Genomic DNA, 17914 nt, shown 5'->3' with positions numbered 1-17914 from the left:
ACCGCGGAGGCCGGAAGGATGCAATCCCCTGGGTGGATGGCGCGTGCATGTCTGTTGATGGCGGTTGCGCTGGCGACCGGTTGTGGACGTGGTGGTGGAGATGATGCGCAACGGCCGCCCACACTGGTGGCGGTGGAGGTGGTCAAGGCACAGACCGTGCCCAACCTGGTGGAACTGCCGGGGCGCGTGGAAGCCAGCCGCTCTGCGGACGTGCGTGCACGTGCCGATGGGATCGTCGAGCGACAGTTGTATGTCGACGGCACGGAAGTAGAGGCCAATGCGCCGTTGTTCCAGATCGACCCACGTGACCTGCAGGCGAGGCTGCAGCAGGCCCGCGCATCGCTGGCCTCGGCGAGGGCGGCGCGGGCGCAGACCGCTTCCCTGCGGGCACGGTTGTCCACGCTGGTACAGCGCAAGGCGGTCAGCGTGCAGGAATACGAATCGGCGCAGGCCTCGTTCCGCCAGGCCGATGCCGCGCTGATGGAGGCGCAGGCGGCGGTGGACCGCGCCACGCTGCAACTGGACCACGCTACCGTGCGCGCACCGATCAAGGGCCGCACCGGCCGCGCCCAGGTCAGCGAAGGTGCCCTGGTCAGTGCGGCAGCGGCCACCCTGTTGACCCGGATCGACCAGGTCGATCCAGCGTTCGTCATCTTCAACCCTTCCAACATCGCGATGAACGAGCTGGAGCGCGGCATCGCCGAAGGCCGCATCGACATGGGCGATGACCACAAGGTGCAGGTCACCATCCTGCTCGATGGCGGCCAGCGCCTTCCTGCTCCCGGCGTGGTCGACTTCAGCGAAACCGCGATCGATCCCGCCACTGGCAGCCGCACGCTGCGGGCGCGCTTCGCCAACCCTGACGGCCGCCTGCTGCCCGGCCAGTTCGTGCGCGGCATCCTGGCGGTGGGGAGCGTCCGCAACGGCACCAGCCTGCCCGAGCGTGCCATCCAGATCGGCGAGGACGAGGCCACCGTCATGCTGGTCAACGACGAGAACATCGCCGAGCGTCGTGCGGTCACCCTGGCCGGACAGGCCGGAGGGCGCTGGGTAGTGCAATCCGGGCTGACGCCCGGTGACCGGGTGATCGTCGATGGCTGGCACAAGATCCAGCCCGGGCAACCGGTGTCCATCCAGTCCGAGCCCATTGCCAAGGCCAAGGCCAAAGCGCCATGAGTGGCTATTTCGTCTACCGCCCGGTGTTGGCGTGGGTGATCGCGCTGTTCGCCATCCTGTTCGGCGGCATCGCCCTCAGCAGTCTTCCGGTAGAGCAGTACCCCGACGTGGCGCCGCCCTCGCTGAGCATCTCGGCCACCTTCGTCGGCGCGGACGCACAGACGCTGGACCGCACCGTGACCTCGGTGATCGAGAACGAATTGAGCGGCGTGGACGATTTCCTGTTCATGACCTCCACCAGCCGCGCCAACGGTACCGCGCAGATCCGCGTCACCTTCCGCAGCGGTACCGACCTGGACATCGCCCGCTCGCAGGTGCAGGACCGCCTGGCCCGGGTTGAACCCCGCCTGCCCGAAGAAGTGCGGCAGATGGGGGTGCGGGTAACCCAGGCCAGCAACGGCTTCCTGATGCTGATCTCGCTGCAGTCGGACAAGGGCCGTTACTCGGCGCTGGAACTGGGCGACTACGCCAACAGCAACATCGCCGACGAACTGCGCCGCGTGCATGGGGTGGGTGATGTCACCCTGTTCGGCTCCAGCTACGCGATGCGGATCTGGCTGGACCGCGAGAAGCTGGTCAGCTTCGGCATCTCGCCCGGCGAAGTCATGGCCGCCGTGCGTGAGCAGAACGCGCAGACCGCCGGCGGTGGCCTGGGCCTGCAGCCGACCACGCCGTCAACCGAAACCACCGCGCAGATCGTCATGCGTGGGCGCTTCAGCACCCCGGAACAGTTCCGCCAGGTGATCATCCGCGCCACCCCCGGTGCCGCCACGGTACGCCTGGGCGATGTGGCCCGGGTGGAACTGGGCAACGACAACTACGCGTTCAACCTGCGCTTGAACGGCCAGGAGACCGCCGGCCTGGCCGTATCGCTGGCCACGGGCGCAAACGCGCTGTCCACCGCCACCGCCGTGCGCCAGCGCATGCTTGACCTGGAAGCCAGCTTCCCGGACGGCATGCAGTGGACGACCCCGTTCGACACCACGCCGTTCATCACCGAATCGGTCAACGGCGTTGCCGTGACCATGGTGCAGTCGCTGGTGCTGGTCTCGATTGTCGTCCTGCTGTTCCTGCAGAGCTGGCGCGCCGTGTTCCTGCCCACCATCGTGGTGCCGGTGTCGCTGCTCGGCGCCTGCCTGGGGCTGCTGGCGTTCGGGGTTTCGATCAACCTGCTGTCGCTGTTTGCGATGGTGGTGGCGATCGGCATCCTCAACGACGACGCCATCGTGATCGTCGAGAGCGTCGAACGGATCATGCGCGAGGAGGAGTTGCCGCCCCGCGAGGCCACCGCCAAGGCGATGGGCCAGCTTTCCGGCGCCATCATCGCCACCACGCTGGTGCTGCTGGCGGTATTCATTCCCATGGGCTTCTTCCCCGGCTCGGCCGGCGGCATCTACCGGCAGTTCGCAGTCACGCTCAGCGTGTCGCTGGTGGTCTCCACCATCCTGTCGCTGACCCTGGCCCCGGCCATCTGCGGCGCGATGTTGCGCCCGGCCAAGGAGCAGATGGGGAAGGGCGGCCCCGGGCGCCGGTTGTTCAGCGCCATCAACACCGGGCTGGATAAGAGCAGCCGCAGCTATGCCGGCTGGGTGGGCGGCATGCTGGTGCGGCCGTGGCTCTGGATCGGGGTATTCGTGGTGGTCACGCTGATCACCGGCCTGTTGTACGCACGCCTGCCCGGCGGCTTCCTGCCCACCGAGGACCAGGGTTACATCTTCGTGGCCTACAACGCCGCCCCCGGAGCCACCATGGAACGCACCCGCGCCGCGGCCGAGCAGGCCGAGGCGATCCTGCGCCAGCAGCCGGAAGTGCGCAACGTGGCCACCGTGATCGGTTTCAGCTTCTTCGGCCAGGGCCAGGCGGTGGGCATGTCGTTCGTGGACCTGCACCCGTGGGCCGAGCGCAGCGGCAGCGAGCGCAGCGCCATGTCGTTGGCCGCGCGCATGAGCGCCGCCTTTACCCGCATTCCACAGGCGCAGGTGTTCGCACTCAATCCGCCTGCTATCCAGTCGCTGGGCAATGCATCGGGCTTCAGCATGAAGATCGAAGACCGCAGCGGTGTGGGTGGACCCGGCTTGAATGCGGCGGCGATGGGCATTACCGCACGTGCCGCCGCCAGCGACCGGCTCACCGGCGTGCGCCCGGAAGGCATGCCACGCGCCCCGCAGCTGTTCGTGGATATCGACCGTACCCAGGCGCGCGCACTGGGCGTGCAGCTGTCGCAGGTCAACCAGGCGCTGGGCATCATGTTCGGCTCGGCCTACGTCAACGATTTCGTGCGCCAGGGCAATGTGCTGCGCGTGTTCATCCAGGGCGACGCGGAACAGCGCATGCGTGCCGAGGACGTCTCAGACCTGCGGGTGGTCGGCAGCAATGGCCAGTCGGTGCCGTTCTCGGCGTTCGCCACCACCCGCTGGACAGTGGGCGAACAGCAGGTGGAGCGTTACAACGGTTTCCTGTCGGCCACGGTATCGGGGCAGGGCGCCCCCGGCGTGTCCAGCGGTGCCGCACTGGTGGAGATGGAACACATCGCCGACCAGGTGCTGCCGCCGGGCATGCGGCATGAGTGGACCGGCACGGCACGTGAAGAACGCGAAGCGTCAGGGCAGGTGGGCATGCTGCTCGGGCTGGCCTTCATCGTGGCGTTCCTGCTGCTGGCGGCGCTGTACGAAAGCTGGGTCACACCGGTGATCGTGCTGCTGGTGGTACCGCTGGGCATCCTCGGCGCCGTGGTGTTCACCGCCGCGCGCGGGATGTCCGCCGATGTGTACTTCACCGTGGGCCTGGTCACCATCATCGGCCTGGCCGCCAAGAACGCCATTCTGATCGTGCAGTTCGGGCTGGACGAGGAAGCGCGCGGCGTGCCAGTGCGCGATGCGATCCTGCAGGCCGCGCAGCAGCGGTTGCGCCCGATCCTGATGACCAGCCTGACCTTCATCGTAGGCATGGTGCCGCTGGTGGTCGCCACCGGTGCCGGCGCGGCCAGCCGCCAGGCGGTGGGTACCGGCGTGCTGGGCAGCATGCTCAGCGCCACCCTGTTCGGCATCTTCTTCACCCCGCTGTTCTACTTCCTGCTGCGCCGCCGCGCGCGCCCGCGCACGGCCGATCCCGCCGCACCAGCAGGCAGAGAGGGCACCGATGCGTAACGGCATGCTCTGGCGGGTGGGTGCGCTGCTGGCGGTCGGCCAGCTGTGCGGCTGCAACCTGGCGCCGAACTACGTGCGCCCGGAAGCGCCGGTGCCTGCGGCGTTCCCGCCGTCCACTGCCGAGGGCGCACTCGCACCAGGCATTGCCTGGCAGGGCTTTTTCCATGATCCGGTACTGCGTGACCTGATCGGCCAGGCGCTGGTCTACAACCGCGACCTGGCCGGTGCCGCCGCCCGCATCGAACAGGCCCGTGCGCAGTTCCGCATCCAGCGCAGCCAGCGCCTTCCCGGGCTGGACGCCAGCGCTTCCGGACAGCGACTACGCACCCCACTCAGCGCGGCTGACGGCGCACCCCGGGTCACCGTCGACAGTTATGCATTGCAGGTGGGCATCCCCTCGTTCGAGCTGGATTTCTGGGGCCGCGTGGCCAACCTCAGCGAGGTGGCCCGCCGCCAGTACCTGGCCACGGAAGAGGCCCGCAACACCGCCGAACTCTCGCTGGTGGCGAACGTGGCGGCGAGCTACTACGCCGTGCGCGCCAGCGATGAAGGCATCGTGCTGGCCGAACGCTCACTGGCCAGCCGTAACGAAACCCTCGAACTGGCGCAGCTGCGCATGGACGCCGGGCTGACTTCGTCCATCGACTTCAACCAGTCCTACGCACTGGTGACCCAGACCGAGCTGCAGTTGGCGCAGTTGCGGCGCAGCCAGGGACAGGCACTTCAGCTGTTGCAGTTCCTGGTGGGCGTGCCGCTGCCGCCAGCGCTGCCGTCCGGGCTGCCGCTGGACCCGGCCGCGCAGCTCACCCAGCTCGATCCGGGCCTGCCGTCGGCGCTGCTGGAAGCGCGCCCGGACGTGCGCCTGGCCGAGCACCAGCTGCGCGCGGCCAACGCCAACATCGGCGCTGCGCGGGCGCTGTACTTCCCGATCATCGCGCTGACCGGTGCGGGAGGGTACGCGTCCAGCGATCTGTCTGGACTGGTGTCGGACAGCAACCGGGTCTGGTCGTTCGGCGCCGGGGCAGTACTGCCACTGCTCGACTGGGGTGCCCGCCGCGCCCGCGTGGATGCGGCCAATGCCGCCCGCGACGAACGCGAGGTGGCCTACCAGTCCACCGTGCAGAACGCGTTCCGCGAGGTCGCCAGCGGCCTGGTCGCCGCCGAGCAGAACGACCGCCAGATCGCTGCGCAGATTCGCGCGGTGGAAGTGCAGCAGGCGCTGGTGGTGACCGCGCACGACCGCTACGACGTGGGACTCACTCCGTACCTGGAAGTGCTCGATGCCGAGCGCAACCACTTCGCCGCCGAACAGAACCTGCTGCAGCTGCGTGCAGCGGCATTGCAGGACGCCGTGAACCTGTACGCCGCACTGGGCGGCGGACAGGGCCAGCGGGTGGTTCCCGCCGATTGATCCATTCGTGTTTTCGACTTCCCTGCGAGGGCCGCCTTCCATGCGCATTCCCACCCGATCCTTCTGCCTGGCCGCCGTGCTGCTGCCAGGCGCCGTCGCGGCCCAGACCCGCGACGCCACCCAGGACGCCGAACTCCAGCGCCTGCGCCAGACCGTGGAGATGCTGACCGCGCGCATCCAGGCACTCGAATCCGGGCAGGCCAGCACCGCCCAGCCCGCACCGGCCAGCCCGGCGCAATCGGCAACCGCCGTTGTGGCCGTACCGGGCGCGGTAGGTGGGCCTGCCCAGCCAATCGCAGTGGCGTCGCCCGAAGCAATGAAGGTCAAGCCCTCGCCACTGCCGGCGCGTGACACCTTCGATGAGGACGACCAGGCCACCGCCCGCGCCGACAACGAAGTGCCACCGGGTGATGACCTGGAAGGTTTCTTCGTGATTCCCGGCACCGAAACCTGGCTGCGGCTGGGCGGTTACGCCAAGCTGGATGCGATGTTCGACAGCGGCGACGCCGGGGTCACCGACGAGTTCGTTCCTTCGTCCATTCCCGTCGATGGCGGGCGTGACAGCTCGCGCTTCAACATGCACGCCCGGCAGACCCGGCTCACCTTCGAAGGGCGCCGCAACACCGATGCCGGCCAGCTGCGGTTCCTTATCCAGAACGATTTCTTCGGCTCGGGTGGCAGCTACGGCTACCGCCTGCGCCACGCCTGGGGGCAGCTCGGCAACACCTATGTGGGCTTCGGCTGGTCGGCCTTCATGGACCTGGACTCCGGCCCCGATACGCTGGACTTCGCCGGCCCGCCGGCATCGCCGTTCGCGCGGCTGGCCAGCGTCCGCCAGTATTTCCCGCTGGGCAACGGCAACCAGTTGATCCTGGCCGCCGAGCATCGCGCGCCGGAACTGCAGTTCTCCGGCGTCACCCAACGCTCGCGCACGGCCGCGCCCAACCTGGTGTTGGCCGCGCGGCACGAGGCGGGTTGGGGCAGCCTGCAGGCGTCGGGCCTGCTGCGCTACCTGGCCTACGATTCGGCGCAGGACAGCAATGAAGGCAGTGACAGCGCCACCGCCGGCGGCCTGGCCCTCAGCGGAACCTGGGGCTGGGGCGACAACGGCAACTACCTGGTGTTCGGCGCCGTGGGCGGGCAGGGTATCGCCGCCTTCATCGGCGACCTGGGCGGAGTGAATGTCGATGGCGTGGTCGACCCGCAGGGCGACCTGCAGGTGCTGCAGCAGTACGGCGGCTGGCTCGGCTACACCCACCACTGGACGCAGCGCTGGCGTTCCACCCTGACCTACAGCCGGCTCTATCTGGAACGCGACCCGCTGCTTGACCCATCGGTGTTCCGCCGCAGCGATTACGCCGCCGCCAACATCATCTGGCAGCCGGCGCCGAGCTGGAGCTGGGGCGCCGAGTTGCTGTACGGCAAGCTGCAGGAGCAGAGTGGTGCCAGTGGCGATGTGTTCCGCCTGCAGACGGCGCTCAAGTACGACTTCGTGAGATAGGAGGCGTCATGGCAACGCGCAGACTACGAAAGCTGCTGCTGGTCAGCGCACTGGCGGCCGCCGCCCCGGTGGCCGCGCAGGACGCCATGCTCGGCACGATCCTCGAAGAACCCGGCAGTGCGGGGCTGGGCTTCCTCGGCCGGATCGAATCGTCGCCCTACAAAGGTGCCGACGATCGCGTCGATATCATGCCGCTGTACCTGTACGAGGGCGAGCGCTTCTTCCTGCGCTCCAACGCGGCGGGCGTGCGCTTCACCCCGCACGAGGACCAGGGCCTGGAGCTGTTCGTCGAACGGCGGCTGGAAGGCTACCCGGAAGATGAAACCCCCGACATCCTCGAAGGCATGGAAACCCGCAACAGCGAGGCCGACGCCGGCGCCCGTTACTACTTCAAGCACAACAACCATGCGTTGGACTTCACCGTCCGCCAGGACATCTCCAACAGTTCCAATGGCACCGAAGTGCGCGCCGGCTATGGGTATACCTGGCGTGGCGACCGCTGGGCGCTGCAGCCGGTACTCACCCTGGGTTGGCGCAGCGCCAAGCTCAACGACTACTACTTCGGCGTGGAGCCCGACGAGGTAACCCCCGAACGCACCGAGTACTCGGCCGGCAGCGGGGTGGACATCACCGCTGGCCTGTATGGCCGCTACCGCATCCTGCAGAACTGGAGCCTGGTCGGCGGCGTGTTCGCCAAGCGCTACGCCAGCACCATCCGCAACAGCCCGCTCGTGGACAGCGACATGCAGTGGGGCGCCATGCTCGGCGCCGCCTACGATTTCGGCAACGGCCAGGTGCGCTGGGACAAGGAAGGCACTCCCACCTACGTGAAGGTGTTCTACGGCCGCGATTCGGACGATGGCTGCCACCTGGTCAAGATCATGACCTTCAGCTGCGTCAGCTTGAACAACGACGACCCCACCGACATCTGGGGCGTGCACGTGGGCCGCCCGTTCGTGTCAGGACTCAACGGCTGGCCACTGGACCTGGTCGGCTACGTGGGCGTGCTGCGTCATGACGAAAAGGGCCACCAGCCCGATTCGTGGCAGATAGATGCGTACATGAAGGCCTTCTACTACGGCTTCCCGTGGTCACACCGGGTCAAGACCCGGCTCGGCTTCGGCTTCGGTGTGTCCTATGCCGAGCGCGTGCCGTATGCCGAAGTGCAGTCGCAGGCTCGCCGCGAGCGCAATACCTCCAAGGTGCTCAACTACCTGGACCCCAGCATCGACGTGAGCCTGGGCGACATTTTCGGCAGCGAACGCTGGCACGAGCTGTACTTCGGGTTCGGCGTCTCGCACCGTTCGGGCATCTTCGGTTCGGCGCGGATGCTGGGTACCGTCGACGGCGGCTCCAACTACATCTACACCTACCTGGAAGGGGCGTTCTGATCACGATCCTGGCGGAACAGCAGGGCGATGGCGATGTAGGCCACGCCCATCGCGAGCAACGCCAGGCCCACGCCCCACGACGCCGATGCGCGTCCGGCCCAGGCCACCCCGCTGACGCACACCACGGCCGCCACCAGTGCCACCAACCCGGACACCAGCGAAATCCAGCGCTTGCCACCGGGCTGGAAGCGGAATGCCAGGCTGATCTGCGCGATCGCCTGCACCACCAGCACCGCCGCCACCGTGGTCGCCACCGCGTAGGCAGCCCATTCGGGATGGGTGTAGATGGCGATGCCGCCGATGATCTGCGCCGCGCCCAACAGGATGGTCATGGCAAAACTGGGCAGGCCGTGCAGCAGGAACGCTTCGGTCAGCTGCAGCGCACCGGCGATCACCAGCAGGCCGGCCACCAGCACCGTCATGGTGCGCACCATGAAAGAGGACGCATAGATGCCGAACGCGCCCAGCACCAACAGCAGCACGCCTACGATGAGCAGGCGTTGCCAGCTGGATTTCATTGCCACGCCGATGGAGCCCGGATCCTTGCCAAGTCGGGAGAACACAGTCATGACGTACCACTCCTGGAAAGACCATCCAATTACCCGCCCGGCATCGTTATGCAGCGGTGAAACCCATCCCAGTAATTCCCGCAAACACATGACACTCACGCGTGCGCTCCTATACCTGCGCAACATTCGTCACGAGGGCGCAGTACCATGTCGCATCGAATGACTGTTCGGATCGTGGGGGTCTTGGTTTCCCTTGGCATGGCGTCTTCGGTGGGCGCGCATTCGGTCATGCAGCAGGAGCCAGGGGGCGACACCCCGGAGGCCGCCACCGCTGGCGCACCGGCCGCTACGCTGTTCACCAACGTGCGCATCTTCGACGGCACCCATGGCCGCCTGTCCGCACCCAGCAATGTGCTTGTGCAGGGCAATACCATCGCGCGGATCTCCGCGGGTGCCATCGACGCCCCCGGCGCGCGCCGCATCGATGGACGCGGGCGTACTCTCATGCCCGGCCTGATCGACATGCATTGGCACAGCATGTTCGCCGGCATCCCGATCCAGGCGCTGATGACCGCCGACACCGGGTACATCAACATCGTGGCCGGTGCCGAATCCCGCAAGACCCTGCTGCGCGGGTTCACTACGGTACGCGACGTCGGCGGCGCAGTGTGGGGGCTGAAGGCCGCCATCGATGCCGGACATGCCGAGGGACCGCGCATCTGGCCCTCCGGCGCAATGATTACCGTGACCAGTGGGCATGGCGATTTCCGTGAGGCCTCCGACCTGCCGCGCACGGTGGGCCAACCTGGGTCGCGCCACGACGTGATCGGCGACAGCGCCATCGCCGATACGCCCGACGAACTGCGCGTGCGCGTGCGCGAGCAGCTGATGCGTGGCGCCAGCCAGATCAAGCTCACCGCCGGTGGCGGCGTCTCCTCGCCGCACAGCCCGCTGGACGTGGTGACCTTCACCGAACCCGAGGTTCGCGCAGCGGTGGAAGCGGCCACCGACTGGGGAACCTACGTGACCGTGCACGCCTACACCCCCGAGGCGATCCAGCGTGCCATCCGTGCCGGGGTGAAGTGCATCGAGCATGGCAGCCTGATGGACGACGCCACCGCCCGCCGCATCCGCGATACCGGCACCTGGCTCAGCACCCAGCCGTTCCCGCCGGAGCTGGCCAACGCCTTCCCGACGGGCTCGGAGCAGTGGCAAAAAGCGCAGGAAGTGTTCGCCGGTACCGACCAGACCTACCGCTTCGCCATCAAGTACAAGCTCAAGACCGCGTTCGGCACCGACGTGCTCTTCTCCAGCGCGCTGGCCTCGCAGCAGAACCACATCCTGGCCAGCCTGACCCGCTGGTATACCCCGGCCGAAACCCTGGTCATGGCCACTGGCACCAACGCCCAGCTGCTGGCGCTGTCCGGCAAGCGCAGCCCGTATGCCGGCCGCGTGGGCGTGGTGGAGGAGGGGGCCCTGGCCGATCTGCTGCTGGTCGAGGGTGATCCGCTGTCTGACATCAACGTCATCACCAACCCGGACGCCAACTTCAATGTGATCATGAAGGACGGGAAGATCTTCAAGGACGAGCTGCGCAACTGAGGGCCCGGCCCGGTTCCATCACGCAGGCCGGAACAGGTCTGGAACGGACTCCATGTTTCCCGCGTAGGGCACCTCCACCCCAAGCGCCCGGCCGAGTTCGCCCCACACCCGCTGCATGCGAACCAGTCGCCTGGGCCGGCCGGTCTGCCATTGGTTGTCGACATCGCCCAGCGCCATGACGTCGTAGTAGCGACCACTGCCCGCGCCGTTCATCAAGCGGCCGCTGGCCCCTCCCAGGAAAACCAGGGGCATGTCCATCATGTGTTCGCGTGCACCACAGGCCATTTCGCTGGTGTAGACCACCAGGGTATGGTCCAGCAGCGAATCGCCGGGCACGTCAGGGTCCGCGTAACGGGCCAACGCATCCAGGAAGTCGCTTACCTTGGCCGTGTACCACTTGGCGCGGTCCTGCCAGCGTCGCCGGTCCGCTTCCACGGCGGACTCTTCCGAGCCCATCTGGCCCCAATGTGCAATGTCGTGGGCGCTGCGCGGGTCGATACCGGGAATGGGCGATTGCTCGGAGGAATAGGCCACCTGGATCGTGGCCACGCGCATGATGCCGCACGAGAGCGCCGTGGCGATCACCTGGTGGTGCGCGGCCTGCACTTCGTTGCGGAAATTCGGATCGTCGACAGGGTGCGATTCCGGTGGCGCGGCGTCATCGCAGGACGGGGGCAGGGTGCCGCCGATGTCTTCAATCAGCTGCTCCATCGCGTCCATGTGTGTGTCCAGTTTTGCCCGCTCGCTGCCGTGCACCTTGCCGCGGATGTCCTCCAGGTCGGCCATCGCCGGGTCGAGGATGGCCGAAGCGCTGCGTGCCCGGCGCAGCATGCCGGGGGTGCCTACCAGGTTCTCGAACAACACGCGCGGATCCTTCTGCGGGGTGCGCATCACGCCGTTGTCGTAGGACACGTACCACGAATTTCCGCCGACGCCCACTTTGCTCATGGGGCCGGAAAAGGCCGCCCCGACCACGGGGTTGTTGCCCGGCAGCGCCTTGGCGAGCAGCACGTCGATGCTGCTTCCAGTGCCGCCGCCCGTGGCGCGCAGGATGCTGGTCCACGCATTATGGCCACCGAACGCGCTGGAGTTCTCCAGGTAGCGCAGGAACAGGGCCTTGTCGCGGTGCTTCTCCAGCGCCTGGCTGGCCAGGTTCAAGGTGAACTGATCGGTATCGGTGACGCCCTCTGCCACGGCCGGATGCCAGATGGCCCCTTGCGGGTTCCACTCGGCACCGGCGGTGGCAAAGCCGTTGATACCCAGCCCATCGGGTATCACGAAAAACACCACCTTCATTCTGGGGCTGCCTGCGCGGCTGCCGGCCGTGGCCAGTCGTGCCAGCCCGGGGCGGCTGAAGAAGGGGACGGCAGCAGCGGCGGCAACGCCGGCGCAGGTTGCGCCGATCAGGAAACGTCGACGTCCGGAAGAGGGGTTCATTGCGGCGGTTTCCTTGCAGGATGCTCGGTGGCGGGCGCGTCGATGCGTACCTTCCTGGCAATGTCCTTGCGCCGGGTGAAGGAGGGGGATGCCGCGATATCCAGCAGCATCCTGCGCATATCGCCGTTTTCCATGAGCTGGCGGCGCAGATGGCTGTGCAGACTGACCACATTGGGGGTCACTTCCGTTCCCAGGGTATAACGCAGGTAGCCATCTGCCAGGCAGCTCATTGCGGACGGGTTGTCCGGAATCAGCTCGGCAATGCCGCGAACGTTCTGCAGGTTGGTACCCCAGTACCCGGTATCGCTTGCATTGCGGAAATCGAGCGTGGCATCCAGGTCCACCAACTGCGCGGTGTAAGGGGGGTTCACGGCGAACTCCTGGGTGCGGAATTTGCCTGTCCAGTCGTAATTTTCCATGGAAGCGCCGGTGTCATTGACGAATTTGTGGCAGTTCCAGCAGGTCTCATCCGCATACCTGCCGTTGATGAGGTCCCAGCGGTAGCGCATGGTGACGCCGTGATCGGGGAACTGCGGGTTGCCCGGATCGGCAATGGGGGTCCCGAACACGTGGCAGAAGAACTGCTCGCGGATACGGAACCCGCGTGCGATCAGGCCGCTGGTGTCCTGGCCGGATTGCGTGATCTGGAACTGGCCCTGGTGCAGCAGGCCACCACGGTCGCCCCCGGGCGGAAGGGATACGCGCTGCATCTGGTCGCCAGCAACACCGCCCACGCCGTAATGTTGGGCCAGCGCCTGGTTGAGGTAGGTATAGGCGGGGTTGAACAGTTCGCGGACGTTGCCCGAACCTTCTCCCATCAGATAATGCACGCTGAGCGACTGCTCCTGCGCCATGGCGTCGATCAATGGCTTGCCCAGTCCAGGCTTTTCGCCGATGGCCTGCAGAGTGCGCGCGTAGTAGCGTACAAACCGCTCGAACTGCTCCAGGCCCTTGGGCGACTGCATCATGTCCGACGCGGTGGCGTTGATCTGCTCCTGCGTGGCCAGCTCGCCATTGGCCGCCTTGGCCAGCAGCGCGTCGTCAGGCGTGGTTCCCAGATAAGCGAACGAAAGCGCTGTTGCGGTTTCGTAGGGATCGAGCCGGTAGTCGCCCGAGCCGTCGTCGATGGCCTGTCCCAGTTCCTGCCGGTACAGGAAATTGGGCGACATCAGCATGCTGGCCAGCATCAGACGCGGCCCCTCCATGTCGCCATCGGTCGTTTCGAGCACGGCCTTGTAGCGGGTGACCTCGGCCGACAGCAGCGGCCGCCTGAACATCAGCCGGCCAATGCCGCTCACGAATGGCGTGGCGTCGCTTCCCGGGGTATATCCCAACGCGTCCAGGTCTGCGCCCTGCGCAACTTTTCGGGCCAGAAGGTAATACTGGTAGAGCGGGTCCTTGCGTACCACGCCCAAGGCTGCGGGGGCCGGATATTTGAATGACTTGTATGCGTTCTCCGGTGGCACATCGGCCTTGTCGACCGCCAACCCGAGGACATCCTGTACGGAGTTCACGTATTCGTCCGTGGCCAGCAGACGCACCTGCCGGGTGCCGACCGGTGGCGGCGGGTCCAGGTAGTCTCCCCATACGGTATCCAGCAGGTAACGGGCTGTTGCGCTGGAGCAGGTGCGGTCGCAATGCCCGGGCACGCCCATCGTCTCGATCTTGGCGATCAGCAGGTCCACCCCCGCGCTGTCCCACCGATCCGCCAGGTCGCCGTTGTCCCAGTACAGCGGCTGATGGCAGCCGGAGCACGTTTCCTCCAGGACTGTCCTGCCCAGTGACTCCACCGCGGTATACGTGGGTGCGACGGTCTGGTCGCCGGAGTTCTCGTCCACCCGCACCTTGTGCAGGGTAGGCGAGGGCATGGCGGCGTCGAAGTAGGGATAGACCACGTTGTATTCGCCATTCCCCACCTCGTGGCGCAGTTGCTGGCCCCATTCGACAACGAGGGGTTCGCCGTTTCCGGATTTGCCAGCGGTGCGCAGGTGGACGGTCCAGTTGGGTGCAGTGACGTTGCTTGGGCGCGGTGGCGCCTTGATGATGATGTCTGCCTTGACCTCGACGGGCTCCCGATAGGCGAGCTCCAGGGTAGAGACCCTCTCTGCGGCGAGGGTGAAGGTCTGCTCCCGGGCCACCGGGACCCAACTGCCCGCATCGCGCATCTCGAACGCATATTCGCCCGGCGCCAGCCCCGCGAAGGTCAGCGGCGGCGCGCCCCAGCCCAGTTGCACCAGGCGCTGCTTCCCGGAAGGTTCGGTGAGGATGCCGCTGGGTTTGGCGTCGGCCAGCGCAGGAACAGGTGCAGTGGCCGGCACCTGGAACGACAGGGTGGTGCGGGGCAGGGAGTCGGGCTCATACGTGACCTTGTAGATGACGCCGGCCACGTCGTCCGAGATCAGCAGGCTGCCATCGGGCAATTCCAGGAAGTCCACCGGCTTGCCGGTGAAGGCACCGCTCGGCGGTTTCCAGCCGGTGATCAGCGGTACGTCGTGCACCACCTTGTTGTTGAGCACGGTCAACATGCGGACGTCGGTGGAGGGGTCTTCGGCGGTGCCGCCGCCATGCTGGGCCACAAGCAGCTGCCGTGCTCCTGCGGGCGCGGGATAGTGGTTCCAGAAGTGAATGCCGAGCGGCGCCGAACTGGACGCCAGTGGATACACCGGCTGAGTCTGCCGGCGAATGTCGATCTCGTCGGGCATCAGGTCGGAAATGATCGCGCCCGGCAGCAGCTTGCCGTCGTTCGGGGCTTCGGGATCGTCGAATTCGGCCTGCGTATACCCGAGCGTGGACTTGCCGAATACGTACGGTACGCCGAAGAATTCGCCGGCGCGGGAGATGCGGTTGATTTCGTCGGTGTTGGGGAAGCCCTGGCGGTTGTTGTCGCTGAACCATATCTGCCCGGTGTCCGGATGCCAGGCCAGGCCCACCGCGTTGCGCACACCCGTGGCCAGCAGCGTGGACTCGCCGGTAGCAACGTTGTATTTCAGCACCGAACCGTAGCGGGTGTCCTGCGGCACCTTGCAGATATTGCAGGGAATCCCGACGGCCGTGTACAGGTTGTCATCGGCTGGATCGTTCGGATTGAAATACAGCGGGTGCTTCTGGTGCCACACCCGGTAAGGGCCGTCATCGCCGGAGGGGGGAAGCTTCATGCGCGTGTCGTCGGCCGGGAACACCATCAGCTTCTCGGCGACCGGATTATCCAGGTGCGTGTCCACGTCCTTGATCCGGTACAAGCCGCCGGTGGAGCCGAAGTAAAGGTCGCCGTTGCGATAGGCTACGCCGTGCGGTTCCTGCAGTTTCGTTGCCAACAACTGCACGCCGGTAGGATTGCCATTGCCATCCAGGGGCAGCGCGTAGATGAAATCGGCAATGCGCTTGTCGTAGGCAAAATGCGGAATGGCGCTGGAGCCCACGTAAAGCACATTGTTGCCCATCGCCATCTGGCGTGGCTGCAGCAGGCCGGTGGCGAACACCTCGATGTTGACGCCCGGTGCCAACACCAGGTCCTTGAGTGGCACCTCAGGACGGAACCTGGCTTCGAACGTGATCACCTGGCCAGCCGTTTCGGTGAACGGCAATATCGCCGGCGTGTTGAGCGGAAGCTGGCCACCGACGCCTTTGATGTAGAGCTGGTAATCACACCGGCCCAGGTCATCGACGGTGATGCTCTGGCCCCATTCCCCGGTAAAGCTGCGCACGCTGGGGTTCGGTCCGGCACAGCGCACGGTACCGGTGACCGGCCCCGGCGTGGTGTCCGGCGGGATGGCCGGCAGGACCAGGGCAAGCCGATTGCCGGCAAAGGTAGCGTCGGGAACGGTGCAACTGCCCTGTGCGTTCCAGGCATCACGCCAGAGATGCTCGGTGGCGGTGCCCGGTTCAAAGGCATCCTGGTTGCAGAAACGGCCGTCGCCCCATTCGGTGCAGACATAAACCTGTCCGCGATTCTGCACCCGATCGCCGGGATGATAGGCGCTGACGCGGCCCGGCGCCGGGCTGCGCCACGGCGGCACGGTCTCGCAGCTTGGAGCCTGGTCCGCAACGTTGTTTTCCCCAACGCCGGGGACTCCTGCTTCCCGCAGGCGCTGGCACCCCGTGACAAACATGAATGTCATCAGCACCAGGGCAAATCCCACGGGGAATACAGGTATACGAGCAGCCATGGCCCCTCCCTTATTACCCCGTAGGCAGAATCCTGCCTTCATTCTTGTTAAGTCAGGGTAAACGGCAGGACTGGATTTTCAGCAATTGAAACTAATTGGATTTTTCCAGGAACAGCCCGTACCGAGAATGCGCCCCTCATTCGTGGCGGTATTCCTCGCAGTTGGCAAGGCAACGGGAAGAACGTCGACATCGCTTCCCCATCGCATCGCCGTCTTCCTGGATTATCAAATGAATGTTATCTATCGAATCATCTGGAGCGCTTCGCTCAAGACCTGGGTTGTTGCCTCTGAACTCTCGAGCGGCCGCCGCAAGCGCAAGACCCGCACTCTGCTGCTGGCCTCCGCACTGCTCTCCTGCACTGCCGTTACGGCGGCTGCGGCACCGGATGTCGAGCCTCCGCAGCAGCTTTCGGTTGCGTCGACGTGCGTCGCCGTGGCAGACGACGCCGTGAACGAACAACACTGCGACGTTGCTGAAGATGCAACGCCGCGCTCGGCAAGCGCTGACGCGTCGGCTGATTACATGGTGGTCAACAGCACCGGGGCGGCTGCCGTTGCAGGCGGCTTGGACGCCATTGCCGTGGGCACCGGCGCCAATGCCGAGGCCCGCAATACCATCGCGCTGGGCTCGAATGCAGGCTCCACTGCCGTGGGCGGCATTGCCATCGGTCATGACGCCAGCGTCGAGCGCGATCCGGAAGGTCCCGCCGGTTCGGGTGGCATGCACGGCATCGCCATCGGCGAAGGTGCCAAGGTCGGCATGAACATGGATGACCCCGACTGGCACTACATGAAGGCTGACAAAGCCATGGCACTGGGTGCCTACAGCAGTGCGTCCGGCGAACGTTCGGTGGCGCTGGGTGCCGAGTCCGTCGCCGATGAGGACCTGACGGTTTCGGTGGGCAGCAATTCGTTGAAGCGCAGAATCACCAATGTGGCTGCTGGCACCCAGGCCCACCACGCCGCCACCTTCGGTCAGCTGGAGGGCGCTGCCCAGGCGCTGGGCGGCGGTGCGGGCTTCGACGCCGCCACAGGTGCGTTCAAGGCGCCGTCGTACGTCTTCGGCACCGGTTCCACGTTCACCAACGTGGGCGACGCCCTGGGCGAGCTGGACGAGCGCGTGGGCACGCTGGAAGACGGTGGCACCGGCGACGGCCTGATCGGCCAGGACGCTGATACCGGCGTGATTGGTGTCGGCGCGGCGGTGGGCGGCAGCGAAGTCAACTTCGCCGGCACCGACGGCGACCGTCGACTGAGCGGCGTGGCTGCAGGTACCGAAGACAACGATGCAGTGAACGTGGCCCAGCTGACCACGGTGAACGATGCCGTGCAGGCCAACGCCGCCGACATCGGCCAGAACGCTGCGGATATCGCCACCAACCTCGGCACGATCGAAGAAAACACCACCGGCATCGGCCAGAACGCGACCGATATCGCGGCCAACGCCGCCTCGATCACGGGGCTGGATACCCGCGTCGGTACCAATGCTGCCGACATCGTCCAGAATGCTGCTGATATCGCCACGAACGCATGCACGACCGGCGGCAACCGCGCCGGCAACGCGCAGCGCGGCCC

Annotated in this window: 10 protein-coding genes; 7 read left to right on the top strand and 3 right to left on the bottom strand. The window is 66.3% G+C overall.

All coding sequences use genetic code 11. The features are described from left to right. The first annotated feature begins 18 nt into the window (after positions 1-18). The 5 genes from J7J08_RS06935 to J7J08_RS06915 are packed head-to-tail and all read left to right on the top strand — an operon-like array spanning position 19 to position 8625. Positions 19-1176 carry an efflux RND transporter periplasmic adaptor subunit gene (locus tag J7J08_RS06935; RefSeq protein WP_214903151.1) on the top strand — a complete coding sequence of 386 codons (1158 nt, stop codon included), beginning with the start codon at positions 19-21 and terminating at the stop codon, positions 1174-1176. Further along, the gene (locus tag J7J08_RS06930) at positions 1173-4322 is read left to right on the top strand and encodes a multidrug efflux RND transporter permease subunit (protein ID WP_214903148.1); all 3150 of its coding nucleotides are present in this window, start codon (positions 1173-1175) and stop codon (positions 4320-4322) included. The genes J7J08_RS06935 and J7J08_RS06930 overlap by 4 nt, the downstream gene beginning before the upstream one ends. Next, on the top strand, positions 4315-5733 hold the full coding sequence (locus tag J7J08_RS06925; protein ID WP_214903145.1) for an efflux transporter outer membrane subunit: 1419 nt from the start codon (positions 4315-4317) through the stop codon (positions 5731-5733). Before J7J08_RS06930 ends, J7J08_RS06925 begins: the two co-directional genes overlap by 8 nt. A 40-nt stretch (positions 5734-5773) precedes the next feature. Continuing rightward, positions 5774-7234, top strand: coding sequence for a DcaP family trimeric outer membrane transporter (locus tag J7J08_RS06920; protein ID WP_214903142.1), 1461 nt, complete (start codon positions 5774-5776; stop codon positions 7232-7234). Between the two features lie 8 nt (positions 7235-7242). Beyond that, a complete protein-coding gene (locus J7J08_RS06915) occupies positions 7243-8625 on the top strand; it encodes a MipA/OmpV family protein (RefSeq protein WP_214903139.1) in 1383 nt (460 codons plus the stop codon). Here the strand turns inward: J7J08_RS06915 and J7J08_RS06910 are convergent. Continuing rightward, positions 8604-9194 (bottom strand): DUF308 domain-containing protein, encoded by a 591-nt coding sequence (locus tag J7J08_RS06910; RefSeq protein ID WP_214903136.1) that lies wholly within the window; start codon positions 9192-9194, stop codon positions 8604-8606. The genes J7J08_RS06915 and J7J08_RS06910 overlap by 22 nt on opposite strands. 198 nt (positions 9195-9392) lie before the next feature. On the opposite strand from J7J08_RS06910, the gene J7J08_RS06905 reads away from it, so the two are divergent. Further along, entirely contained in the window at positions 9393-10736 is a 1344-nt protein-coding gene (locus J7J08_RS06905) for an amidohydrolase family protein (RefSeq protein WP_214903133.1), read from the top strand. A gap of 18 nt (positions 10737-10754) precedes the next feature. On the opposite strand, the gene J7J08_RS06900 is transcribed toward J7J08_RS06905, so the two are convergent. After that, positions 10755-12173, bottom strand: a complete 1419-nt coding sequence (locus tag J7J08_RS06900) for a DUF1552 domain-containing protein (protein ID WP_214903129.1) — start codon at positions 12171-12173, stop codon at positions 10755-10757. Then, positions 12170-16129 (bottom strand): DUF1592 domain-containing protein, encoded by a 3960-nt coding sequence (locus tag J7J08_RS06895; RefSeq protein ID WP_214903126.1) that lies wholly within the window; start codon positions 16127-16129, stop codon positions 12170-12172. The genes J7J08_RS06900 and J7J08_RS06895 overlap by 4 nt, the downstream gene beginning before the upstream one ends. A gap of 439 nt (positions 16130-16568) precedes the next feature. Between J7J08_RS06895 and J7J08_RS06890 the strand changes: the two genes are divergently transcribed. After that, positions 16569-17914, top strand: a 1346-nt coding sequence (locus J7J08_RS06890) for an ESPR-type extended signal peptide-containing protein (RefSeq protein ID WP_285230670.1), incomplete at its 3' end; no start/stop codon positions are given.

It is taken from the genome of Stenotrophomonas sp. ISL-67, from assembly GCF_018612915.1.
Lineage (GTDB): Bacteria > Pseudomonadota > Gammaproteobacteria > Xanthomonadales > Xanthomonadaceae > Stenotrophomonas.
Note: the sequence above shows the minus strand (reverse complement) of the source record. Positions and strands in the feature narration are given on the sequence as shown.